The organism is Halothermothrix orenii H 168, from assembly GCF_000020485.1.
Lineage (GTDB): Bacteria > Bacillota > Halanaerobiia > Halanaerobiales > Halothermotrichaceae > Halothermothrix > Halothermothrix orenii.
The window spans coordinates 703,074-727,972 of the sequence record NC_011899.1 but is presented as its reverse complement, the minus strand read 5'-3'; the positions used below and the strand labels follow the sequence as shown (position 1 = coordinate 727,972).

The 24,899-nt window shown below is 37.2% G+C and carries 23 protein-coding genes; all 23 read right to left on the bottom strand.

Translation table 11 applies throughout. The features are described from left to right. Positions 1-63: 63 nt before the first annotated feature. On the bottom strand, positions 64-255 hold the full coding sequence (locus HORE_RS03565; RefSeq protein WP_012635615.1) for a hypothetical protein: 192 nt from the start codon (positions 253-255) through the stop codon (positions 64-66). Between the two features lie 61 nt (positions 256-316). Then, entirely contained in the window at positions 317-1,921 is a 1,605-nt protein-coding gene (locus HORE_RS03560) for a methyl-accepting chemotaxis protein (RefSeq protein ID WP_012635614.1), read from the bottom strand. 166 nt (positions 1,922-2,087) lie between these two features. Beyond that, positions 2,088-3,020 (bottom strand): carbamate kinase, encoded by a 933-nt coding sequence (gene arcC / locus HORE_RS03555; RefSeq protein ID WP_012635613.1) that lies wholly within the window; start codon positions 3,018-3,020, stop codon positions 2,088-2,090. Between the two features lie 235 nt (positions 3,021-3,255). Next, on the bottom strand, positions 3,256-4,698 hold the full coding sequence (locus tag HORE_RS03550; RefSeq protein ID WP_012635612.1) for a basic amino acid/polyamine antiporter: 1,443 nt from the start codon (positions 4,696-4,698) through the stop codon (positions 3,256-3,258). A 239-nt stretch (positions 4,699-4,937) separates the two neighbouring features. Then, complete coding sequence (gene argF / locus HORE_RS03545) at positions 4,938-5,933, bottom strand: ornithine carbamoyltransferase (protein WP_012635611.1); 996 nt, start codon at positions 5,931-5,933, stop codon at positions 4,938-4,940. A gap of 186 nt (positions 5,934-6,119) precedes the next feature. Continuing rightward, positions 6,120-7,352 (bottom strand): arginine deiminase, encoded by a 1,233-nt coding sequence (gene arcA / locus HORE_RS03540; protein ID WP_012635610.1) that lies wholly within the window; start codon positions 7,350-7,352, stop codon positions 6,120-6,122. Positions 7,353-7,847: 495 nt separating this feature from the next. Beyond that, a complete protein-coding gene (locus HORE_RS03535; RefSeq protein WP_012635609.1) occupies positions 7,848-8,657 on the bottom strand; it encodes a TrmB family transcriptional regulator in 810 nt (269 codons plus the stop codon). Between the two features lie 91 nt (positions 8,658-8,748). Continuing rightward, entirely contained in the window at positions 8,749-9,501 is a 753-nt protein-coding gene (locus HORE_RS03530; RefSeq protein WP_012635608.1) for a hypothetical protein, read from the bottom strand. Between the two features lie 3 nt (positions 9,502-9,504). After that, positions 9,505-10,182: a glycosyltransferase family 2 protein gene (locus tag HORE_RS03525; protein ID WP_167935754.1), complete on the bottom strand. Its 678-nt coding sequence runs from the start codon at positions 10,180-10,182 to the stop codon at positions 9,505-9,507. Next, positions 10,154-10,726, bottom strand: a complete 573-nt coding sequence (locus tag HORE_RS03520) for a copper transporter (protein ID WP_012635606.1) — start codon at positions 10,724-10,726, stop codon at positions 10,154-10,156. The genes HORE_RS03525 and HORE_RS03520 overlap by 29 nt, the downstream gene beginning before the upstream one ends. A gap of 87 nt (positions 10,727-10,813) precedes the next feature. Further along, positions 10,814-11,929, bottom strand: a complete 1,116-nt coding sequence (gene steA / locus HORE_RS03515) for a putative cytokinetic ring protein SteA (protein ID WP_012635605.1) — start codon at positions 11,927-11,929, stop codon at positions 10,814-10,816. Between the two features lie 92 nt (positions 11,930-12,021). Then, positions 12,022-12,810 (bottom strand): sporulation transcription factor Spo0A, encoded by a 789-nt coding sequence (gene spo0A, locus HORE_RS03510; RefSeq protein ID WP_012635604.1) that lies wholly within the window; start codon positions 12,808-12,810, stop codon positions 12,022-12,024. Positions 12,811-13,004: 194 nt separating this feature from the next. After that, a complete protein-coding gene (gene spoIVB / locus HORE_RS03505; protein WP_143710021.1) occupies positions 13,005-14,318 on the bottom strand; it encodes a SpoIVB peptidase in 1,314 nt (437 codons plus the stop codon). An 87-nt stretch (positions 14,319-14,405) separates the two neighbouring features. Then, entirely contained in the window at positions 14,406-16,103 is a 1,698-nt protein-coding gene (gene recN / locus HORE_RS03500) for a DNA repair protein RecN (protein ID WP_012635602.1), read from the bottom strand. Positions 16,104-16,122: 19 nt separating this feature from the next. After that, positions 16,123-16,575 carry an arginine repressor gene (gene argR, locus HORE_RS03495; RefSeq protein ID WP_012635601.1) on the bottom strand — a complete coding sequence of 151 codons (453 nt, stop codon included), beginning with the start codon at positions 16,573-16,575 and terminating at the stop codon, positions 16,123-16,125. A gap of 12 nt (positions 16,576-16,587) precedes the next feature. After that, positions 16,588-17,442: an NAD(+)/NADH kinase gene (locus HORE_RS03490; RefSeq protein WP_041605833.1), complete on the bottom strand. Its 855-nt coding sequence runs from the start codon at positions 17,440-17,442 to the stop codon at positions 16,588-16,590. A 5-nt stretch (positions 17,443-17,447) separates the two neighbouring features. Then, on the bottom strand, positions 17,448-18,266 hold the full coding sequence (locus HORE_RS03485) for a TlyA family RNA methyltransferase (RefSeq protein ID WP_012635599.1): 819 nt from the start codon (positions 18,264-18,266) through the stop codon (positions 17,448-17,450). Continuing rightward, the gene (dxs, locus tag HORE_RS03480) at positions 18,245-20,155 is read right to left on the bottom strand and encodes a 1-deoxy-D-xylulose-5-phosphate synthase (RefSeq protein WP_012635598.1); all 1,911 of its coding nucleotides are present in this window, start codon (positions 20,153-20,155) and stop codon (positions 18,245-18,247) included. The genes HORE_RS03485 and dxs overlap by 22 nt, the downstream gene beginning before the upstream one ends. Beyond that, a complete protein-coding gene (locus tag HORE_RS03475) occupies positions 20,155-20,721 on the bottom strand; it encodes a hypothetical protein (RefSeq protein WP_041606334.1) in 567 nt (188 codons plus the stop codon). Before HORE_RS03475 ends, dxs begins: the two co-directional genes overlap by 1 nt. Positions 20,722-21,702: 981 nt before the next feature. Further along, positions 21,703-22,584 carry a polyprenyl synthetase family protein gene (locus HORE_RS03465; protein ID WP_226984211.1) on the bottom strand — a complete coding sequence of 294 codons (882 nt, stop codon included), beginning with the start codon at positions 22,582-22,584 and terminating at the stop codon, positions 21,703-21,705. A gap of 5 nt (positions 22,585-22,589) precedes the next feature. After that, the gene (locus HORE_RS03460; RefSeq protein WP_012635595.1) at positions 22,590-22,844 is read right to left on the bottom strand and encodes an exodeoxyribonuclease VII small subunit; all 255 of its coding nucleotides are present in this window, start codon (positions 22,842-22,844) and stop codon (positions 22,590-22,592) included. Further along, complete coding sequence (gene xseA / locus HORE_RS03455) at positions 22,837-24,054, bottom strand: exodeoxyribonuclease VII large subunit (RefSeq protein WP_012635594.1); 1,218 nt, start codon at positions 24,052-24,054, stop codon at positions 22,837-22,839. Before xseA ends, HORE_RS03460 begins: the two co-directional genes overlap by 8 nt. Then, positions 24,044-24,895, bottom strand: coding sequence for a bifunctional methylenetetrahydrofolate dehydrogenase/methenyltetrahydrofolate cyclohydrolase FolD (gene folD / locus HORE_RS03450; protein ID WP_012635593.1), 852 nt, complete (start codon positions 24,893-24,895; stop codon positions 24,044-24,046). The genes xseA and folD overlap by 11 nt, the downstream gene beginning before the upstream one ends. Positions 24,896-24,899: the final 4 nt, after the last annotated feature.

The window sequence follows — 24,899 nt, the reverse complement described above, 5'->3', positions numbered from 1 at the left end:
ATATTCCTTCTATTTAAAAAGACAAGGGGGAAAGCCCCCTTGTCCTGTACGTTGAGGTGTTTACTATTTAGTTTCTTTTATAGTTGGACGTAACCGGTCCAGCTGTCCCAGCAACACATGTGCTAAACCAAATCCAAGAATTCCGGCTCCAGCTCCAACTTTATTTCTTAACATTTTGGCTCCCAGACCAGAAACTAACAGTCCCAGGCCACTGACTACCCAGCTGGTAGTCTCTGGTGATTTATTTTTTTGCAAAGGTAAACACCTCCGCAATTTAGCTTAGCTCATAAGACACTAATTATGTGTTTATTAGATGTTATATTTTAACATCTGCCATTACTACCCCGATCACCTCACCGTTTTTATCTCTTACCGGAGTTGATATTGCAATACAGTAATCGTCTGTATCCAGTGATACATATGGTTCGGAACGATAGTCTTTACCATTAATTGCTTTCACAAAATAACTTCGATGGGAATAATCAGTGGTCATATCTTCTTCATCAATACTCGATGAAAAATTAAGCCCTTCTCTATTCATTACACAGATTATATCAAACTGTTTGTTTTCTTCAGTTACTTTCTTTAATATTTGCCTGGTTCTATTATTATCATCCAGGAGGTCCGGTGAGGCCAGGTTTTTTATAATTTTAAAACAATTATTTAGCATATTTTCTTCTGACTCTGTTAATTTAAAACCGGTCATAAATGTTTTTGTTTCTACACTTAAATTCTGAATTTCATCTGTCAGGTTATCTATCTTATCATATGTATTATTTAAATAAGAACTTTGTTCCTGAGTACTGGCCGATATTTCCTCAACCGCTGCAGCTGCTTCCTGAGATGTCTCTAAAATATTATCTATCTTCTTTAAAACAGAGTCAGCTATCTCTTTTTGTTTTATTGCTATATTTTTTATTTCAAAAGATGTAGCTGTATTTTTTTCAGAGGATTTCTTCATTTTTTTCAGGGCTTCTTCTGCATTATTAATTATATTAAGATTATCTTCCAGTTCAGCCGCATGCTCATTAATTTCTTCCTTAATCTGGTTAATAGCTTCTAAAATATCATTTACAATGCCACCTATCTCTCCGGAAAAACCAGTTACCTGTCCGGCCAGTTCCCTAATTTCATCGGCAACAACAGCAAACCCTCGTCCGTATTCACCTGCTCTGGCAGCTTCAATGCTGGCATTTAATGCAAGTAAATTAGTCTGGGCTGCAATCTCGTTAACCTTACTGGTTATTTCACTTATATTGTTGGCCTGTGCACTTAATTTTCCGGTAACAGAGGATAATTTCCTGAAATTATTTACATTATTATCCAGTATATTTATAATTTCCCTGATATCTTCACTATTACTTTCAATTATTTCATCCATTTTCCGGGAGCTATTAAGGGTGTTCTGGGAATATTCAACAACTTTTTCTGAAAATTTATGTAAATTTTTCATTTCCTTATTAGTATCTTCAGCCTTCTCACTCTGTTGAATAAGGTTTCCTGAAAAGCTTTCCATGGTTTTAGATATATTCTCTGAAGCCATTTTGATTGATTTAAGGTCCTTATTTATGTCCCTGGTTGCCCTGAGGACCTTTTCTGATGACTGAACTGTAGTACCTATAAAATGGCGAAATCTTTTTAATATCTTATTTAAAGAGCTACTTATACCTTTAAAGGAACCTTTTTCCTCAAATTTAACATGAAAGCTTCCCCGGGCTAATTGTTTTAGTTTCCTTTCAATTATATTATAACTACTTCCTCTGAAAGCAGAATATATAAAATAACCTGTTATGGAAATAATACAATAAATAAGAACCGGTAAAAGCCTGCTTAAATTCCAATTACTTAATATCAAATATAAAACGGTGATGATTAAAGGAACAAATATGGTATAAAGTCCTTTAATCCATCTGTCTTTCAACTATGTTTCCCCCTTTCAAAATATAACTATAATTACCATTATTAATAAAAAATTCTCCCCCAAAAAATTAAACATTGAGCCCCTGACAGGCCCATGTTAGTCACTACATTTCTCCAATATAGTTAATTAGGGGGGGTACTGATTTTTTGGGGGAGATAACTAGATTTTATGCTGTAACTAAAGTACCTGTTTTTCCAGCTAAACCTTCTTTAGCTTTTTCAAGAGATGTTATCAAAGCTTTACGACCTTCTTTGCTTGAAGCAAATTTCATTGCAGCCTTAACCTTGGGTAACATGCTTCCGGGGGCAAAGTGTCCTTCATCACAGTATTGCTGAGCAAGTTCTACATTCATTTCAGATAACCATTCTTCATTCTCTTTTCCAAAGTTAATGGCAACTTTTTCTACAGCTGTTAATATAACCAGCAAATCAGCATTAACTATTTCTGCCATCTTTTCACTGGCAAAATCTTTGTCAATTACAGCAGGTACCCCTTTAAGGCCTTCTTCATCTTCAACTACCGGTACTCCACCACCACCACAGGCTATAACAATATTACCATCTTCAACCAGGTTTTTAATTATTTCTTTTTCAACAATATCTACTGGTATTGGACTGGGAACAACACGTCTATATCCCCGACCAGAATCTTCAACCATTCTGTACCCTTTTTCCTCTATTAATTTCCTGGCTTCATCTTCAGTATAAAAGCTTCCAACTGGTTTGGTTGGGTGTTCAAATGCGTTATCATTTTTATCGACCAGTACCTGGGTTACAACAGAAGTAATTGATTTATTAATACCACGGTTAACAAGCTCATTTCTAATTGCATTCTGTAAGTGATAACCGATATACCCCTGACTCATGGCCCCACATTCCGGAAAAGGCATTTCAGGTACATTATCATCGTTCTGGGCAGCAGTTTCAAAAGCCAGATTAATCATCCCAACCTGAGGTCCATTCCCATGGGCCAGTATTATTTCATGTCCATCTTCAATCAGATCAACAATCGGCTGAGCCGTATTTTTTACTGCTTCACGTTGTTCAAGAGGTGTTTTACCTAAAGCATTACCACCTAGTGCTATCACTATTCTAGCCATAATTAATCATCTCCTTTACTGTTTTTAATAGAGTATATAAAATCCCAGGGCTTAAACATCTTAAAATAAATCTGGATTGTTTACTGGAACATATAAACAATAACTTCCAGGGATAACTTCAAAAAGTAATTGTAAATTTGTTTAAGCCCTGAGATCAAATGCTACAGATTAGGACAATTAAAGCTATGAATTTAGGGTATAGAACTGGTTCGAAAATTATAACAACAAACCTGTTTTATGGTGCAATAACTCCCTGAGCCATTAAGACAATTGCATAGACAGCAAAGCCAGCAATAATTAGTGCCAGAACCCAGTCAGATGTTTTAGCTTTCTTTCCTTGTTCTTTTCTGGACATTAGATAGAAAATAAAACCAGGTGCATAGAGTACAGATACCATCAGGAGATAACTCATTCCGGCGGCATAAACTAACCAGGCTGAGTATATGGTAGCAATAATACCCTTAATCAAATCACCGGTTTTATTTTCATCTGCTTTATACCCTTCACCTGTTAAGACAAGCTTAAGCTGGTACAGGGCTGAGAATAAATATGGAAGGATAATAGCTGTACCGGCCATGTAATAAATAGCCACATAAGAACTCATTGAGAAATGGGAGTATATAATAAAACCTATTACTAACAGGTTAGTAATCCACAGAGACGCTGCAGGTGAACCATTTTCATTTTCGCGGGCAAAAAGTCTGGGGAATACTCCATCTTTAGCTGCAACATAAGGAATTTCAGCAGCCAGTAAAGTCCAACCTAAAGTAGCTCCCAGTAATGAAATGCCAAGTCCCATTCTTACCAGAACAGCACCCCACGGGCCAACTACAGCTTCTAGAACACCGGCCATAGTAGGTTTGCTTAAACCGGCCAGTTCAGCCCTGGGCATAATACCATAGGAAACAGTTGTTATCAGAACATAAATAACAAGTGTTCCCAGCAGTCCCATTACTGTAGCCTTACCAATATCACTTCTCTTTTTGGCGCGACCAGAAACAACAACAGCACCTTCAACACCAATGAAAACCCAGAGGGTTACCATTAAGGTGTTTGTTACCTGTTCAAAAAGACCTACACTCTGAGTGCCACTTTCACCGGCAAGTTTGATTACTTCAAACATATCACGGCTAAAGAGGTCTGCTTTAAAGGCAAATAATCCAATGATTATGAAAATTGCAATAGGAATTATTTTAGCGATGGTTGTTACCAGGTTTACCAGACTGGCTTCCTTAACACCCCTCAGGATCAGGTAGTTTATTGCCAGTATCAGGAGAGATGCAGCAATAACAGACGGCCAGTTATTTCCATCATTATTGAAAGCAGGAATAAAATAACTAAGTGTTCCAAATAAGAAAGTTGCATAGGCAACATTACCTAACCAGGCGGACAGCCAGTAACCCCAGGCCGAATTGAATCCCATGTATTCACCAAAACCGCCCTTGGCATAACTGTAAATTCCACCATCGAGATCAGGTTTGCGCATAGATAAATTTTGATAGGATAATGCCAGGGCAATCATACCAATACCGGTTACCAGCCAACCTAAAAGGACTGCACCGGAACCAGCCCCGGAGGCCATATCGGAGGGTAGGTTGAATGCCCCACCACCTATCATAGATCCAACTATTAAACCAGCCAGAGCCCAAAATCCTAATTTTTCTTTTGCCTTTTCCATCTTAACACCCCTTTGTTTAAATTTATAGATAAATACTAGTAGTAATACTAGCCTAAATTAAAATAATAGTACTGGCCTTAATTTAATTATTAATGTTAACTATTAAATATTAAATGTTAGATATTATTTAATATTTTTATAAATCATGACATGGAAGATTTTTAATTAAATCTGAATAACATAATGGGGTTAATTTAAGGGTGGGGCCGCCCCGGGGCCGGGGCGAACCCATTTTTTAATTATTCACCCAGGGTTGACACCATTACAGCTTTAATGGTGTGCATTCTATTTTCTGCTTCATCAAACACCTTGGAATAGGAACTTTCAAATACTTCATCTGTAACTTCCATTTCAGCAATACCATATTTTTCATAAATCATCTTGCCGTTTTCAGTTTCTGTATTATGATAGGAGGGTAGACAGTGCAGGAAGATGACATTGTCATTTCCGGTATTTTTAATCATATCCATGTTTACCTGGAATGGTTTTAATAATTCTACCCTTTCTACAAATTTATCTTCTTCACCCATTGAGAACCAGACGTCGGTATATAGAACATCAGCATCTTTTACTCCTTCAACGGGGTCATCGGTAATTTCTATTTTACTTCCAGTTTCTTTAGCTACCTTTTTACACTCTTCAACCAGTTCTTTTTCAGGCCACAGTTCTTTGGGGGAAACAATTTTATAATTTAATCCCATTTTAGCACTACCAATCATCAGGGAATTGGCCATATTATTTCTTCCATCCCCGACATAAACTAGATTAATTCCTTCGAGGTAACCAAAATTCTCCTGGATAGTCATTAAATCTGCCAGAACCTGAGTTGGGTGGTATTTATCAGTTAAACCATTCCAGACCGGTACACCTGCATATTCACCCAGAATTTCTACTGTTTCATGTTTAAACCCCCTGAACTGAATACCGTCAAACATCCTTCCAAGGACGCGGGCGGTATCAGCTACAGATTCTTTTTTACCCAGCTGAATATCATTTTTCCCCAGGTATTCGGGCATACCACCTTCATCCCGGGCAGCAACAACAAAAGCACACCGGGTACGGGTTGATGGTTTTTCAAAAATAAGGGCGATATTCTTCCCTTCCAGAGAATTACCCCTGATTCCCATCATTTTTTTTGCTTTTAATTTCTCGGATAGGTCAAGTAAATACTGAATTTCATCTTTAGTAAAATCAAGTAAAGTTAAAAAGTTTCTTCCTCTTAAGTTTAAAGGCATTTTTTAAACTCCCCTTTCTTGAAATTATTGTATTTTTATTTCTTTAATTTCTAAATTTATTCCTTTGAGTTTGTTTTAAATATTTTTTTAGTCTTTCATCTTTTATATTCATTTTATATTCCAGTTAATCAACATATATTATTACATCATTAGAACATAAGATGTCAAATTTATATTATTATTAACTTAAATATCTTCACGTACCAGGGGCATACTCATACATCTTGGACCACCACGGCCACGGGATAACTCAGAACTGGGAATAACATGGAGTTTAATACCGTGCTCTTCCAGGAGCCTGTTTGTAGTATGGTTACGGTTATAAACAACTACTTCACCAGGAGCAATAGCCAGGGTATTAGAACCATCATTCCACTGCTCACGTCCGGCATCAATATAATCGCCACCGGCACATCTGATAAGGGTAACTTCATCGAGCCCAAGGTATTTCTTTAAAGTATCCTCAAGGGTAGCTTTTTCTTCATCAATCTTAAGCTCATCATTATCCCCTTTAGTAATTGAATAAACCTTGAGGGGACCTTCAATTTCAGCATGAATAGTAAACTTATCATAATCAACCATTGTAAATACAGTATCCAGATGCATGAAGGCGCGTTTTTCTGGAATCTTAAAAGCAAGAATAGTCTCAAAAGGCTGACCATCAGTAAAGATATTACGGGCTACTTTTTCTATAGAAGCAGCATCAGTTCTCTCAGAAATACCCATAGCCAGGACCTTATCACTTAAAATCAGCTCATCTCCGCCTTCAATAGAGGTTGTTTCATTCCTGTCAAACCAGAAGGGGATTTCAGTATCTTTAAAGTCAGGGTGATAACTAAAGATGTATTCGGCAAAAATAACTTCCCGATTACGGGTTTCAGTCCTCATATGGTTTAAAGTAATACCTGTACCAATAGTGGCAAAAGGATCTCTAGTAAAATAGAGGTTGGGCATCGGATCTAAAACAAAGGGGTAATCTTCTTCTACCATATCATTCAAAGAAGCAACCTTCTCTATGGCCGGTATCTCCTTTTTCCTGACTCCAGCCATCATTTTTCTAATTAAGGTTTCATTATCCATATCGGCAAAATACTCTTTCAGGACCTGACGGGCTCCTTTTCCAATTACACCAGCTTCATCCAAAAATTGCTCAATAAATTTTTTCCTGATTTCATCTTCCTGGATGGCTTCTGCAGCCAGTTCATGAAGATAAAGTACTTCTACTCCATTATCCCTCAGGGTCTGAGCAAAGGCATCATGCTCCTCCTGAGCTACCTTTAAATAGGGAATGTCATCAAATAGTAACCTTTCCAGTAAATCAGGAGTTAAATTTTCAATTTCGTGGCCTGGTCGATGCAGTAGTACTTTTTTTAGTTTGCCTATTTCAGATGTTACATTAAGAGGACTTTTTTTGAACATGAAAACCACTCCATTTCTGATATATTTGATTAGTAACAACCAGGGTAGTTAATAGCTTACATCTTTAGTATAATGGGTATCATGAATTTTGTCAAGTATTCTGAAAATATAATTCAGGGACTTTGTATATTAATTCACAAATCAAAACCGTTTGTATTTTTTTGGTAATTACCTTTTTGCTTTATAAAACAATTAGGTTTAAAAATATTACTATTAAATATGTTGTTCAAATTTTATATAATTATCAAAAAAATTTAATAAATATTTTTTTAATTTCTTTCAAATTTTAAATTTAAGCTTCTTGATTATACAATTTAGTAAGGTAAATCTGGTATAAAAGCTTCATCCATGTAAAAATAAATCTACCGGTGACGAAAATTATATAAAAATATATTTATATCAAATTTGATGACAATTAAAAAACCGCCTCTTGGCGGTTTCCAAAAATAAATTATATTTATTGTAAAATTATAAATAAAATTATTAAAATAGTTCTTAACCTATTGAAATAATATCCCTTAACTTTTTAAAATTGGGTCCAAATTCCTGTTCAATCAGGTCTTTATATTTACTATACATTTCTGCTATATAGATATCATGTGAAATAAAACTTTCAGCCATAAGCATAAAACTTTTATTCTGGGTCCATATAGCATAATTATTGTCTTCTTTAAAAATACCAAAGAGAGATTCTCTGGCATCCTTAATAACGGTTAACCATCTCCCTACTCTTTCTGCATCTTTTTCCATTCCATCCATCTGATGATAATATACCTTGCCTATATCACAGCTGTTATTATGACCATACTGAACCAGTACAATATCCACACCCCGGTCTTCGGCCTTTATAAGATCATCACAGAGAATTTCAAGTTCATCAATCCATATTTCAAAATAGAGGTTTTTTTCTGCATTATTAATCATACTGGAAACTTTGTTAAGTATCCTGTCCCTACCTTCAAAATGCCACATATAATCTATCTGTGGTTGATCATTTATGTCTTTTAAATTTTTCTTTAGAAAAGAAACAGACTCTTCTACAGATTTTTTATATCTTTCCAAAAATTCTTCTATGGGAAGGGGTGAATATTTTACAGGTCTTTGACCCTCTGCAACTGCTAAACCTTTGGACACAAGGTTTTTAATAGTTTCATAGACCTTGGACTGGGGAACACCCGAGTTCTTGCTTAACTCATATGCGGTACTATTGGGGTTCTGTAATAAAGCAACATAGGTCTTGGCTTCATACTGATTAAAACCGATACCTACCAGATTTTTAATGACTTCCTCTTTACTAGCTGCCATAATTTATTTCCTCCTTAAATACTTACTACTTAGGTGACTACTAACGGTTATTATAAATATTTTCATAATTTATGTCAAGGTTTTATGACTATTAATATTTTATCCCCAGGTTATCAAGCCATTTTAACACCGTATTCTTTTCTATAATTTTACTAAATGAATTCTTCTCAGCAAAAAGGGTTAAATATATAAGAAAAACAAGCAGTAAACTTTTTGCAATAAAATTATTCCAGGTCACAAACCCATAACCAAGAAATGCTCCCAACAGATTCGAACCACTATCTCCAAGCATGATTGCTCCCCTTAATTCAAAGGGGAGATATATTAGTATAATTAAGTAAAACGGGACAAGATATACTATTAGCCAGGGTGATATATATATCATCAGAAAAGATAATAGAATAAATACTTTCAGGGAACGGGCCGGTCTCAAGTCCAGAAGGTTTAATAAATTTGTTATTAATAAAAAGATTCCCCCACTGATAATTATATCAGGCAAAGAGCGTTTTTTATCAATAATCAAAATAAAAACAACAAGGGTAACTACTGCTTTTAGAAAACCTGTGGTTAATTTTCCCTTAAAGAACTGACTGAAATGACCCTTAAAGCCTTTATAATTGCTGCGACCAGCCATATCATCAACCAGTCCAGTGGTCCCAATAATTGTTACTAAAAATATTAATTTAGATGTCAACAATTGATTAACGTTATAAATTATATAAATACTCCATGTAATTATTAAATATATAATAAAAATAACCCCTGCTGCTGCAGGGATATAATTACCTAAATAATTTTCTTTTATTAATCCTGCTTTATCAAGTACATCTTTTATATCATTCATAAATTATCTCCTTTTTAGCCACATAGTATACAGGATATGGGTAAATTGTTTCCCCCGATGCCAGTAGCCCTTAAGGGATTTATCCGTAACCCGATGCCGTATATCACATTCTACCTCTTTATATCTAATATTATTCCTTATTATATCTAAATCCATACCAATTTCCAGGCCAAATCCTGATGACAGTGGTTTTAAAACACTTAATACCTCACGGTTAATAGCCCTCTGTCCGGACAAGGGAGAGGCCATTGTCTTTCCTGTCATCCATTTCAGGCCATGATGGGCTAATAACCTTACCAGACCAAGACCTCCCCCTTTAATTTTAATAGTACCAATGACAACATCAGCTTCACCTGATTTAACAGGTTTAACCAGATCTCTCAATAAGTTAGCACTCGTCCCCAGATCTGCATCTGCCAGCACAATAATTGACCCTGAAGCATACTCAAGACCTCTAGAGATTGCATATCCTTTACCATAATTAGAAGATAAGTTAATCAAAATAACTGGATACTTTTTGACTTTACGTGCCGTCTTATCTGTAGAACCATCATTAACAATAATCACTTCATAATCATCAGGAATATTTTTTATAGTTTCTTCTATATAATCTTCCTCATTATACGCAGGAACTATTACAGAAACACCTGATTTAAGTCGATTGTTCACTATTTGTTTCACTCTCCAGCAAAGACAGTATAAAATCCGCAATACTCCCTTTATTATCCAGGTATATTATCTCTTCTCCTTTTAGGTTACTATATAGCCCGGATTTAAATCTATTAATATTTTGCTTACCCCAGATTATTACCTTACCTTGCTTATCAAGTTGAAACTCCTCAATGTTGTTAATAAACTTTAGCTGGACCCCGGCTTTTTCAAAAATATACTCCAGTTCACTGCCGTAATTTTCTTTTAGTCTATCCGAAAGAATTAAATAATAATTTTCTCCCTTAATAATATCTTTTAAGACCAGAGTATAAAATCTCTTCTCAATCTTCTTCCGATACTCCAGTTCTTTTTCCATTTCTGTTATATCATTTTTCAGCTGTAAATTTTCCTGCCTGATATTCTTTATATCATCTCCGATATCTTTTATTATTCTTTCCTGTTCTAAAATTAATTTATCATGACCAATTATACTTGAACCTATCAGGATACCTATTCCAAGGGCTGCAAATATCGCTGAAATGGTAAATAGATGGTATCTGAAATTTAATATCATATAATTCCCTTTCCTGTTTGGCCCTAAATTTAATCGAACTAAATAAAAAATGGTTTTAACGGAATCTTATAATCCGGGAATTGATTATCAAAAACTAAAAATTAACCTTAACTTTAAAGCCATCAATTGTATCAGTTGACTTAATATTGGTGACAGAAAAGTAACAGAAATTAAAGGGATCAATATTGCCAGCCCCACCTGCAGCCAGTAATGATAATATAACCGGCTATGGTATAAGCGACTTACTCCACGGGCATCAACCAGCTTATCACCTATCTTTAACCTTACAAGAAGAGTGCTGGACATACCGGGCCTCCCCTTTTCCAGAAAATCAATTAAATTGGAATGGGTCCCCACAGCAGCTATTAAATCAGCTTTTTTTTCATAAGCCAGAAGTAAAGCTATATCTTCACTCGTCCCTGGTGCCGGAAAGAGGGTTGCATCTAATCCCATTTTATTAATCCGATCCAGGCCAGGAGCCCTTCCATCGGGATAGGCATGAACTATTAACTCACTACCACTATTTAAAGCCCGGTCACTGACACTATCCATATCACCAATAATTATATCAGGTTTAAATCCCCTTTCCAGACAGGCATCAGCGCCTCCATCTACTGCAATTATAACCGGTTTCATCTCCCTGATATAGGCCTCAACAGCTTGCAGGTCTTCTTTATAGTCAGCCCCTCTGACAACAACCAGAGCATGTCGGTTATCGAAAGTTGTTTCTATTTCTGGAACCGATAAATTTAATATTAAATCCTTTTCCTGGCGAGCATAATTTAGTGTATTTTCTATAAATTTATTCAATTCGTACTTTATATTTGTCTGGGCTTCCCTCATTTTGTCTTCTATATCTTTAGATTTAAGGGGAAAACCCTGTCCAATAAGCCGGTTATTTTTATATATTAAACCCTTTTCAATAATAATTTCATCTCCATCTTTCAATTTATCAAAAAGGTCTCCCTGACAGTTATCTATAATCGGTATACCCGCCTCAGTTAATATTTTAGGTCCACGATTTGGGTATCTCCCACTGATAGTCCTGGTTGTATTAATTATCGCTTTAACCTTGCTTTCAACAAGTGATTGTCCAGCTACCCTATCAAGATCCCTGTGGTTAATAACAGCAATTTCATCAGGTTTTATTCTTTTAACAAGGTCCTTTGTTCTTTTATCTATTACAACTTTACCTTTTATCATATGTTTTCCCCCGGGGCTTTTTCTTATTATATGGAGATATAAATATTAACATACTGGTATATTTTGAAGTTATATCCCGGAAGATATAATAGTTAACTGGCCATTATTTCAAGGCGGAGTTTATCAGCGATTTTGGCTATAAACTGGGAGTTGGTTGGCTTACCACTATTTGAAGAAACTGTACTCCCGAAATACTTATTTAAAACAGAAACATTACCCCTGTCCCAGCATACTTCAATAGCATGACGTATGGCACGTTCCACTCGACTGGGAGTCGTATTATATCTCTCAGCAACACTTGGATATAACTCTTTTGTAACCGCTCCCAGCAATTCTACATTTTTAATAACAAGTTCAATAGCCTCTCTTAAATAAAGATATCCTTTTATATGGGCTGGAACCCCGAGCTGATGTAATATTTCAGTAATCCTTACATTTAAATCGACCCCACTATTCCTGGAATTATTCTGGGATATGGCATAACCTCCACTTGAGCCAGAAGGAGGGGTCATAAGTTGATTAATTCGTTCCACTAGCTTATCAAGGTCAAAGGGCTTCATTATGTAATAGTTTGCCCCTAATTCTACTACCCGCTGGGTTACTTCTTCCTGACCAAAAGTGGTTAAGATAATGGTCTTAACATCTCCACCTATCCGTGACCTGTTCATTTCTTCCATTACTCCAATCCCATCCAGATGTGGCATGATTAAATCAAGCACAAGAACATCTGGTTCTTTGCTCTTCAGGAGTTCTAAAGCATCAACTCCATTATGAGCTGTACCAACCACTTCAAATTTTTCCTGCTCTTCAAGGTATTCTTCGAGTAGCTGACAGAATTCTTTGTTATCATCAACTAGCAGAATTCTAACATTATCTTCCAAAACAATCACCCTCCTATTAATTTCTCCTCCTAATTAATTTCTATTAATCTATTCTACATATATTTCCAAATACCTTTTTTTCAAAATAAATATTTTTTAAAATTAACTATAACTTTCCTTTAATGTTAAAGAATAATCCTATTTAGCTAATAATTACCACTTTTGGACTATTTTTTAAAATAAAAAAGCCAGAGCTATTGAACGGCTCTGGCTTTATCATATAACCCTGTCTGTAATACCATCCATTCTGCAAAAACACCGTAACCCCGGGTTGGGTCATTTACAAACACATGGGTGATTGCCCCCACCAGCTTATTATTCTGTACGATTGGACTACCACTCATTCCCTGGATTATACCCCCGGTTGCTTTTTTTAGTTGAGGATCAGTAATCCTTATTATCATTCCTTTTGCACCAGGGTGAGATTGATGGTATACCCTGTCTATACTTACATCAAATTCTTCAATTTTACCACCTTTAATAACAGTATAAATCTTGGCCTGACCCTCCTGTACCTGGGAGGCAGGAAGAACCGGAATAGGTTCATTAAAATATGGGTTTTCCGGTAATCTATTTAACTTCCCGTATATTCCATACTGTGTGTTTTTTCTGATCTCTCCAAGTATCTGTTTTGTTTGAAAAAAGGTACCCAGTTTTTCTCCAGGCAAACCCCTTTTTCCTGTATTTATGCCAGAAATCCTGGCTTCAATAATTTTACCCTGTCGGATATCAATTTTGACCTGACTGTTGGTTTCAGTAATAACATGTCCTAAAGCTCCATATTCCCCTGATTTCGGATCAAAAAATGTCAGGGTGCCTACACCGGCAACTCCATCATCAACATATAAACCTATCATATACTTTCCCTGTTTGTTTTTAACAGGATTCACTGGTATCTTTTTTATTCGTCCATCCTTTTTTTTGATTTCCAGGGTTAGCTTCCCCCCTGGAGCCATTTTTTGAATTAATGAAGCCAATTTTACTTTATCATAAACTTCAATCCCGTTAATTTTTAAGATAGTATCTCCAACTTCTATACCACTCTGGACTGCAGGATAATATTTGCGACCATCCTTTCCCTCGACAAAAGATTTACCAACAACCATTACACCTTTACTTCTTAATAAAACTCCAATAGCCTGTCCTCCAGGATATACCTTGACATCAGGTAAAACATTTACATTAATAGTTCTTAAAGGGATAATTCCAAAAAGCCTTACATTAAGTGAAGTTGACCCAACCTTGTCTCCTTTAACCTGAAGCTGATTTTCTTTTATCCTGAACTCCTTCTGTCCCAGTACCTGACCATTAATTTTCAATCCAATACCTCGACCACTTTTTTGAATATGCAAACTGAAAGGAAAATTAATATTAAAGGTTGACTCATTACCTTTTATTATAGATAAAGAAGAAGGTAAAGTATTAATAGAAAAAAAATAAAATAAAGATATGATTAAAATAAGACCAAAAAAAATACCTAAACCAATTTTTCTTTTCAATAATATCACACTCCTGCCAGCAGAAATAAATAAGGCATCTCTTATATTTAGAGATGCCCTAGCTAATTGAGGTTTATTCAGTTATATCTTGGCAGGTTATCCACTCAATTTATCTTTCTTTTGCCTGGCCATATTTAACATTTCATCGGCATGTTTTATGGTAGTTTCTGTTGTTTCAACACCACCGAGCATTCTGGCCAGTTCTTTTCTCCTTCCTTCGTAATCAAGCTGAAGAACCCTGGTAAAGGTATTATTATCAATAACTTCTTTGGTAATAAAGTAATGATTGTCGGCCATACTGGCTATCTGTGGTAGATGTGTTATACATAATACCTGTCTGTTTTTACTGATTCGAGCCAGCTTTTCAGCCATCATCTGGGCTGTTTTTCCTCCAACCCCACTATCTACCTCATCAAAAACCAGAGTATAAACCTGGTCAATATCAGCCATAATAGTCTTGAGGGCAAGCATTATCCTGGATAATTCTCCTCCGGAAGCAATCCTGGAAAGGGGTTTTAATTCTGAACCAGGATTTGTCGCTATTAAAAATTCAATATCGTCAATACCATTTTTCCGGGGTTCACATTCCTCAAAACTAACTTTAAAAATGGCGTCTTTCATGGCGAGGTCAGACAGTTCACTTTCAATCTTTTTTTGAATATTATTTGCCTGTTTTTTCCTTATTTTAGATAATTCCCTGGAGATTTTATAGTATTTTTGTTTTAATTCTTCTTTCTCATGTTTCAATTTTTCAATAAGCTTATCCTGTTTCTTTAAGGTATCTAGCTTATTCTTCATCCTGTCTTTATAGTCCAGAATTTCTTCTACTGTTTCTCCATATTTTCTCTGGAGATGGTTTATTAAATCTATTCTTTCTTCTATTGTATCCAGTCTATTCTGATTAAATTCAAGATTCTCATGGTAATCACGAATTCGAAAAGTTACATCTTCTAACTGATAAAAGACATCCCTGAAACTCTCCAGAATATTTTTTAAATCATTATCAAACTTCTCTAATGATTCCAGGTCTTTCATATAATTTCCTAACCTGTCCAGAAGCCCCGTATTATATTCATCACCGGAAAGCTCATTATATATTGTTCCGGTTTTAGTAAAAATTTCTTCCATGTTATTTAAAACCCGGTATTCGTTATATAGTTCTTCTATTTCATTTTTTTTGAGTCCGGCTTCTTCAATTTCATTAATTTGAAACTCAAGAAGGTCGATTTCCCGTGCTTTTTCCGCATCATCAATTTTCATATCTTTTAACCTGGTATCTATGTCCTTTATTTTGTTATACAATTTATTTATATTACGTTTAAGTTCAATACCTTTTTGATCAATAAAACCATCGAGAATATCGATATGAAGTTTCCTGTCCAGCAGGGACTGGTGTTCATGTTGGCCGTGAATATCAATTAGAAATCCCCCAAGTTTTTTGACCATTCCTGCAGTAGCCAGCTGACCATTTATCCGGTTTCGATTACGGCCATTTCGGTTAATCTCTCTTGATATAATCAAATAAGAAGGCTCAATTTCAAAACCCGATTCTTTTAGAAAGTTGTTAACTTCACCCATATTATCTGGCTCAAAGACAGCTTCAATAATAGCCCGGTCCTGTCCCCGACGTATTAAATCACTGGTAGCCCGGGCCCCGAGTAGAACTTCAAGGGCACCGATAATCATAGATTTACCGGCTCCGGTTTCCCCGGTCAGGACATTTAATCCCCTACCAAATTCCAGTTCAAGTCTATCAATAAGAATAAAATTTTTAACCCGAAACTCTACCAGCATTAACAAACTCCCCCTTAAACTATATCAGTAAATCCTGAAGTTTATTGAAGATTTCAGGAGTCTTCTCAATGGGTTTGGTCACTATCATAATAGTATCATCACCGGCAACAGTACCTATAACCCCTTCAATCTCAGCATTATCTATTGCAGAGCCCAGCCCTTCTGCTGTACCCGGCATAGTCTGAACAACTATGATATTTTCACTAAAGTCCATATCAATAACAAAATCCTGAAACATCTTTTTCAACCAGCTTATAATATCACCATAGGTCTTTTCATTGGGAAGAGAATATTTGTAACCACCCTTACCATCGGGCACTTTTATCAAACCCAGTCTTTTAATATCACGAGAGACAGTAGCCTGAGTAACATCAATACCAGATTCATGAAGACGTTCCACCAGTTCTTCCTGGGTACTTATATCCTCATTTTTTATGATGTTTAAGATCTTCAAATGCCTTTTACTCTTCATAATAACCCCCCCTTAAACTAACCCCACTTTCATCTTCTGATGAAGTATTGAATAAAAATTCCTGTCTGGCAACTTTACCATCTTAATTTCTTTATTGGAAGCAGAGATTAAGATTTCATCTCCTGTTGATAAAGGATAATTATACTGCCCATCAGCTGTAAACATCATAGCATCCTGTCCTTCAACAGTTACTTTCAATTTTTCTTCTTCAGAAACAACCATAGGCCTTATATATAGCGTATGGGGACAAATAGGGGTAACTACCATCGCTTTTAATTTAGGATTAACGATAGGCCCCCCGGCCGAAAGAGAATAAGCAGTCGATCCTGTAGTGGTTGCAATAATTAAACCATCTGCCCGGTATGATGTCACAGCCTGGTGATTAATATAGAGCTGGATACTGACCATCCTTGACCTGGCACCCCTGTTTATAACTACATCGTTAAGGGCATAGCTCCGGTATACCTCCTCCCCATCACTATATACTTTAGCTTCCAGTAACATTCTTTTTTCTATTTTATAGTTTTCTTCTAGTATAAACTCAAGAGCTTTGCTTAATTCATTGCCCTCAACCTCAGCTAAAAAGCCAAGCCTTCCCAGGTTTACACCTAACAGAGGTATATCAGCACCGATAAAATGATGGGCTGTATGAAGCAGGGTACCATCTCCTCCAAATATAAAAACTAAATCAACCAATTCCTTCATTCTGGTCAGGGGACAGCTATTCCTATCAAACCCTAGAGCTCTGGCAGTCTGGCTTTCAACACGATAATTTAATCCCCTTTTTTCCAACATGTTTAAAAACGAACAAACTATATTAAATCCCTCTTTTTTATCGGTATTAAGGACAACCCCTACTGTTAAAATTTATATCAACCCCCTAACCTCTTATGGGCCTGCGATATTACTTTATTGATTCGTTTATCCCAGTAATTACTGTCAAAATCGGTATCAACCGTTTTTTTTAACTGGACTAAAAACTCAATATTTTTACTGGAAGCCCCGGTAATTGGAGAATAGTCCAGGTTAACAATTGACAGTCCCTGACCAATAAAAAAATCAAACATCTCTTTAAGAACCTGACGGTGGACCTTTTTTTCTTTAACTACACCATTTTTCCCAACTCTATCAGGACCTGCCTCAAACTGGGGTTTAATCAAACAGATTATATCCCCGTTTTCAGTTAAAAACTTCAGGGCAGGTGGAATAATCAACCTCAATGAAATAAACGATACATCACTGACTATTATGGGTACTTTAACAGGTAAATCTTCAGGTGTAAGATATCTAAAATTAGTCCGCTCTAGAACTTCGACCCTGTTATCCTGCCTTAACTTCCAGGCCAGCTGACCGTATCCAACATCTATAGCATAAACCTTCCGGGCTCCATGCTGGAGAAGGCAATCAGTAAACCCTCCGGTTGAAGCCCCGATATCAATAGCTTCTTTCCCATCAACATTAATATCAAAGTTATTAAGGGCTTTCTCGAGTTTCAATCCGCCACGACTTACATAGGGAATTTTATTTTTAACTCTGATTTTAACATCTTCACTAACCCTGGTTCCAGCCTTTGTTTCCAGCTGACCATTAACCAATACATCTCCGGCCATTATTGCCCTTTTAGCCCGGCTTCTTGTTTCAAAAAAACCCTTATCTGTTAATAAAATATCTAGGCGTTTTTTCCGGGCCATAGACCTAATTCCACCCTTTCGTCAACTAACTTTAAGGCAGATTCTATAATCGCATTTTTGTCTATATGATAAATTGTCTGGAGATGGCCGGTAGGTCCATGGGGCAAAAAGCGGTCAGGCAATCCCAATCTCTTGACCTTTATTCCTCTCAGGTCATTTTCATTAATAAATTCAAGGATGGCTGAACCAAATCCTCCTTTTAAAGCATGCTCTTCGACTGTAATAACCTTTTTACATTCATTTATTTTGTTTAATATTAAATTTTTATCCAGAGGTTTTATAAATCTGGCGTTTATAACAGCTGCCTTTATTCCCTGTTGGCTCAACACTCTGGCTGCTTCCATAGCCGGATAAACCCGTGAGCCTACTGCAATAATTAAAACATCTTTTCCATCACATAGGAGCTCACCTTTGCCAATCGGTATAGTTGAAAAATCATTATCAAGTTCTACTCCATAGCCTTCACCCCGTGGATATCTGATAGCTACCGGTTGGTCATTATTTATAGCTGTATAGATCATATGCTGTAGTTCATTTTCATTTTTCGGAGCCATAATTATAATATTTGGAATTGCTCTAAGAAATGATAAATCAAACAGGCCATGGTGGGTTTCCCCATCAGCACCAACTATTCCCGCCCTGTCAATGGCAAAAGTAACAGGTAAATTTTGAATACAGGCATCATGTATAACCTGATCATATGCCCTTTGCAAAAAGGTAGAATATATGGCCACAACCGGTTTCATACCCGCCCGGGCCATTCCAGTGGCCAGGGTCACCGCATGCTGTTCAGCGATGCCAACATCAAAAAATCTATCAGGAAATTCTTTTTTGAAGTAACTTAAACCCGTTCCTTCAGGCATAGCTGCAGTAATGCCAACTATTTTTTTATCTTTATTACCCAGTTTAACCATGGTCTGTCCAAATACCTGACTATAGGTGAAATTACTTTTTTTCCGCTTACTTTCACCATTATCAATTTTGAAAGGGCTTACCCCATGAAACTTACTTGGCTGACTTTCAGCAGGTTTATACCCTTTACCTTTTTTGGTATTAACATGTATTAAAACCGGTCCCTTAATGTTGTCTGCATTCTTGAAGTTTGTAATTAATTCCTGTATATTATGGCCATCAAGGGGCCCCATATAAGTAAAGCCCATTTCCTCAAAGAGCACCCCGGATAGGAATAAATACTTTAATCCATCCTTTACTCTTTCCACACTCCGGGAAACAGTATTACCAATTTTAGGAATGCGGCTCAATAAAACCTCAACATCATCTTTAAATTTACTCAGAGTCGGATCTGTTCTAATCCGGGATAAATAATGAGAAAGGGCACCTACATTTTTAGATATAGACATTGCATTATCATTCAATACAACCTTAATATCCGTTCCCAGGTGCCCGGCATGGTTGAGGGCTTCAAAGGCCATTCCACCCGTCAGAGCACCATCACCAATTACTGCATATATCCTGTCATTTCTGTTCTTTAAATCCCTGGCCAGGGCCAGACCCAGGGCTGCAGATATCGATGTGCTACTATGACCTGTCTCTATAACGTCATGAATACTTTCACTATACTTTGGAAAACCACTTAGTCCCTTATACTGTCTTATAGTATGAAATTTTTTTTTGCGACCGGTCAGTATTTTATGGGTATAAGACTGGTGACCGACATCCCAGATTATTTTATCCTTGGGACTGTTCAAATGATAATGCAGAGCCAGCGTCAGTTCAACAACACCAAGGTTGGAAGCAAGATGGCCCCCTGTATCTGCCACTGTTTCAATAATAAACTTTCTAACTTCCTGGGCAAGACTGTTGAGGTCCTCAATATTTAAGGATTTCAAATCCTCAGGGGAATTAACTTTATCAAATATATTGCCCATTATAAGTCACCTCTTATTTTGTTAATGACCCTTCGTTTCACAAGACTTAAACCTGCCAGTATCTTACCTACAAAAAAAATAATCTCATCGGCCTTCTTTATACCATACCATTTAAAGAAAGCTTTACCTCCAACTGTAAGGGACGCAATTAACCCAATTGTTATCAAATTTGTAAAAGTTTCTGCCAGATTCCACCTGTCAACTAGCTTAATTACGATAACAGCACCAATAGCTCCACTGATGGTACCACAGATGTCACCAACAATATCACACATAAAACTGGCTACCCGGTCCGCATGTTGGACAAGATAAAGACCCTGTCTGGCTCCAGGTATTTTTTTGGCAGCCCGGGCATTAAAATTCTTTTCCTCAGCTGCTGTTGCAGCAACTCCTACCATATCACTAATAATACCGACAAAAATAATAGATAATAAAACTATTATTGCTGTATTCAAAGAAATATATCTTATTCTTGACTGTGAAATTAGTGTAACCAAAATCGCTATTAAAAATGTAACCAGACCAATAGTTATACTACTTCTAAGATTTTTCAGGCCATTCCTCATGTTTTTCAATCTATTTTCACCCTCTGGGTTATTAATTTCAGTATTTTTCGACTTGTATAAACATCATTATCTATGTATATTTAACCAATAACCAGTAATTTATTTTACCCTAAATAAATTAAAGAGTCAACAAAACCCCCTTAAATCAGGGGTATTATGATAAAAATTTATAACTGAAAATATAATTTGTATAAAAATCACCCATAGGTGGTAGCATACCAGGTAAACGCTGCGGCTTAGGTCCAGTAGGTTTTCCCCCGGGATTGCTCCCCTGTCACCAGGGGAGCGGTTTCCCTTTAAAATCCCGACTGTAGGGTCACCCACTACAGGACTGGATTACCACTAAGACCACACTTTAATCCCTGGTATGCCCCGGCCATCACCGGACAGTCTAGAAGTTTTCCTTGGCAACACTGTCCTATCCCCTAGCTTCTTTTGCAGCCCAGGTTTCCAGTAGCATTACCCTGCCCGGTACCAAAGCAGGATCATTCTACTGTCCCCTGAGCCACTCAAAGCAGGCTACACTGCATGCATCTTTCCATACATGCAGGTTTACCCGAATTCCTTTTTCCCCAGAAAAGGAATTCAGGCCTCCACGGGATCGGGGTCAACGCCCACATGCCTTTGTGGATCGCCCCTCTCCCTTAACTCCCAGCACTGACCCCCGACTGGGCGTCAGAAGCCAACACCAGGAACTTCATCGGTGTGCCCTTGACGGATTTTTAGGCCCGTCTTCAGGGATAGCGTGTTGACTAGAATACTGCACCACCTATGGGATTTATGTTAAACTTTTTATTATGCTTTCATAAGTCCATGGATAATTATAACATATATAACCTCAGGCTTCAATCTGTTACAAAATACCTTTATAACTTGTATTTAATTCCTGTTTTCCCTCAATATTTTGTAGCTTATAACAGGGGTTGCTTTTGTAATCATAAAAATAAATACTAAAGATATTCGAAATCATTAAGTTACCTGTCATGATTGTCTTACCAGTATATAATCAACTAGCTGCTTTAATAAAAAGGCTCTTTCACCAAAAGGCCCAAGGGAATCACGGGCCTTCTCAGCATTGAATTCAGCTTCTTTAACAGCCTGTTTCAATCCCAGTAAACGGGGATAGGTAGCTTTATTAAGTTCATCATCACGGCCAACCCGTTTTCCCAGTACTTCCTCATTACCGGTAACGTCAAGAATATCATCAACTATTTGAAATGTCAACCCCAGGTATCTGGCATATCTCTCTAATGCAGTAAGTTCTGTCCGGTCAGGATTAGCACAATAAGCTCCCGCTAAAATAGAGCTTTTAAAAAGAGCTCCCGTTTTACCGGAATGAATTTTCTTTAGCTCTTCAAGGGAAATTTCTTTATCTTCTGCTTCCAGGTCAAGTACCTGTCCCCCAACCATGCCGTTATGACCAGCCCCTTGACTGATAACTTCAATAATTTTCAACACTTTATCCGGAGGCAAATTAAGTTTAGATAATATATTAAAAGCAAATGTTAAGAGGGCATCCCCGGCCAGTATTGCTGTTGCCGTGCCAAACACTTTATGGTTTGATGGTTTCCCCCGTCGAAAATCATCATCATCCATACTGGGTAAATCATCATGAATAAGGGAATAAGTATGAACCAGCTCTATTGAAGCCCCGACCCGCAAAGCACTATCACGATCTCCATCTAACATCTCAGCCACCATCAGGGTTAAAATCGGGCGTAGCCTTTTTCCCCCAGAAAACAGGCTATATTTCATAGCCTTAACCAGCCCGGGAGCCAGGGCATTTTTCTCAATATTCATTATTTCCTTCAAAACACTGTTGACTTCACTGGTGTATTGAGTCAAAATTTCTTTTATATTCACCTGGTTCAATTATTACTCCCCCCATCCTCAAAGCTAACACTTCTGGTAAAGGTACCACCTTCTTTTAATACCTTTTCTATTTTCTCTTCGGCCTTATTAAGTTCCTGATTACAATAATTAACAAGCTTAACCCCTTCTGAAAACCTTTCCAATGATTTATCAAGGCTTAAACCACCTGTCTCCAGACAATCTACTATCTCTTCAAGCCTTTTCAGGGCCTTTTCAAAATTCAACTCTTTTTCCTTACTTTCTTCAGCCATCCTGTTCACCTTCTTTCATGGTCCTCTTTACCTGACTCAATATAATTCCATCACTAAGGCGACTCCTGATTACATCACCTATATCAACCTGAGTGATACTATTAATGGGTTCACTCCCCTTCAGGGTTATACTATATCCCCTCTCAATAGTCTTCAGGGGGCTGAGACTATCCAGCTTACCACTTAAAACCCTGAATTTTTCACGGGCATCTTTCAACCGGCCTTCCATGGCCCAATCCAGCCGTCTTGATAATTCATCAACATATTGTATTTTTTGAATAAATAATTCTTCTGGCCTGGTCAGAACTTTTTTTAAAGAGAGTGAATTCAATCTATCCCGGTAACTTTTTATTTGATAACTGACCGAATTATATAATCTGGTATAAAGATTGACAAGGTGTTTTTCCAGTTCAATCCGGTTAGATATAGCCAGCTCTGCAGCAGCAGATGGAGTAGGTGCTCTGAGATCAGCCACAAAATCGGCTATAGTAAAATCTGTTTCATGTCCGACTCCACTTATTACCGGAATCCTGGAATTATATATAGCCCTGGCAACAACTTCTTCATTAAAAGACCAGAGTTCCTCAATAGACCCACCACCACGGCTTACAATAATAACATCAATATCATCCCGTGAATTAAGGTATTCTATTCCCTCAACAATTTCCCTGGCTGCCTTTTTACCCTGAACCAGAGAAGGCACTATTAAAACCGAAACATTTTTAAATCTCCGTTTAACCACTGATAATATATCCCTGATAGCTGCCCCGGTTGGCGAAGTAACAACCCCTATTTTTCGCGGCAACAGGGGAATTTCTTTTTTATGATCTTCGTTAAATAAACCTTCTTTTTCAAGTTTTTCCTTTAACTGCTCAAAAGCAAGGTAAAGGGCTCCTTTTCCGGCAGGCTCGAGATGGTCTACATAAAACTGGTAATCACCACGGGGTTTGTAGACACCGACATAGCCATGGGCGTTAACCTTCAACCCGTCTTCTGGCTCAAATTTAAGCTTACGGTTATACCCCCTGAACATAATTGATTTAATACAGGACCTTTCATCCTTTATTGTAAAATACATATGTCCGGAGTTGTGATGATGGAAATTTGATATTTCCCCGGTTATCCAGAGGTCATTTAAAACAGAATCCGAAGTTAATAATTCTGTTATTCGACCGGTAACTTCAGATACAGTGTATATTTTAGACTCCATGATACTTCCTGGCTTTAACAGTATTTTTCATAAGCATGGCTATGGTCATCGGACCTACTCCTCCGGGCACCGGAGTTATGTAACCAGCCCTCTGGCGGGCTGCTTCAAAATCAACATCCCCGACCAGATGACCATCAACCCGGTTGGTCCCCACATCAATTACAGCAGCACCCTCCTTGACCATTTCGCCCTTGACAAGTTTGGGACGACCGGCTGCAACTACCAGTATATCTGCCTGTCTGGTTTCAATACCCAGATCTGCGGTATGGGAATGGCAAACTGTAACAGTAGCATGTCTTTCCAGTAATAAATGGGCCACCGGTTTACCTACAATATTACTCCTTCCTACTACAACTGCCTTTTTCCCATCTATTTCTATTCCTTCCCTGTCAAGTAGCTCAATAATACCGAGGGGGGTACAGGCCTCAAACCGCTGCCCGGTCATCCCACTAAATAGTTTTCCTGTATTTATAGGATGAAAACCGTCCACATCTTTAAAAGGACTAATAGCTTCTATCACAGCTTTTTCATCGATATGATCAGGTAAAGGTAACTGAACCAGTATACCATCAATTTTTTCATCATTATTTAATTTGTCGACAATATCAAGCAACTCATCCTGAGTTGTCTGCCTGGAGAGGTAATCCACTTTTGAATATATACCAATTTCTTTGGCCACCTTCTCTTTCATTCTGACATAGGTCCGGGACGCAGGATCATCTCCAACCAGAACTACTGACAGTCCTGGAGGGCGCCCCTCTTCAGTAAATTTTTTTACTTCTTCCTTCAATTCATTCCTGATCTCACTGGCAATTTTCTTCCCATCAATAATCTTACCCACTTAA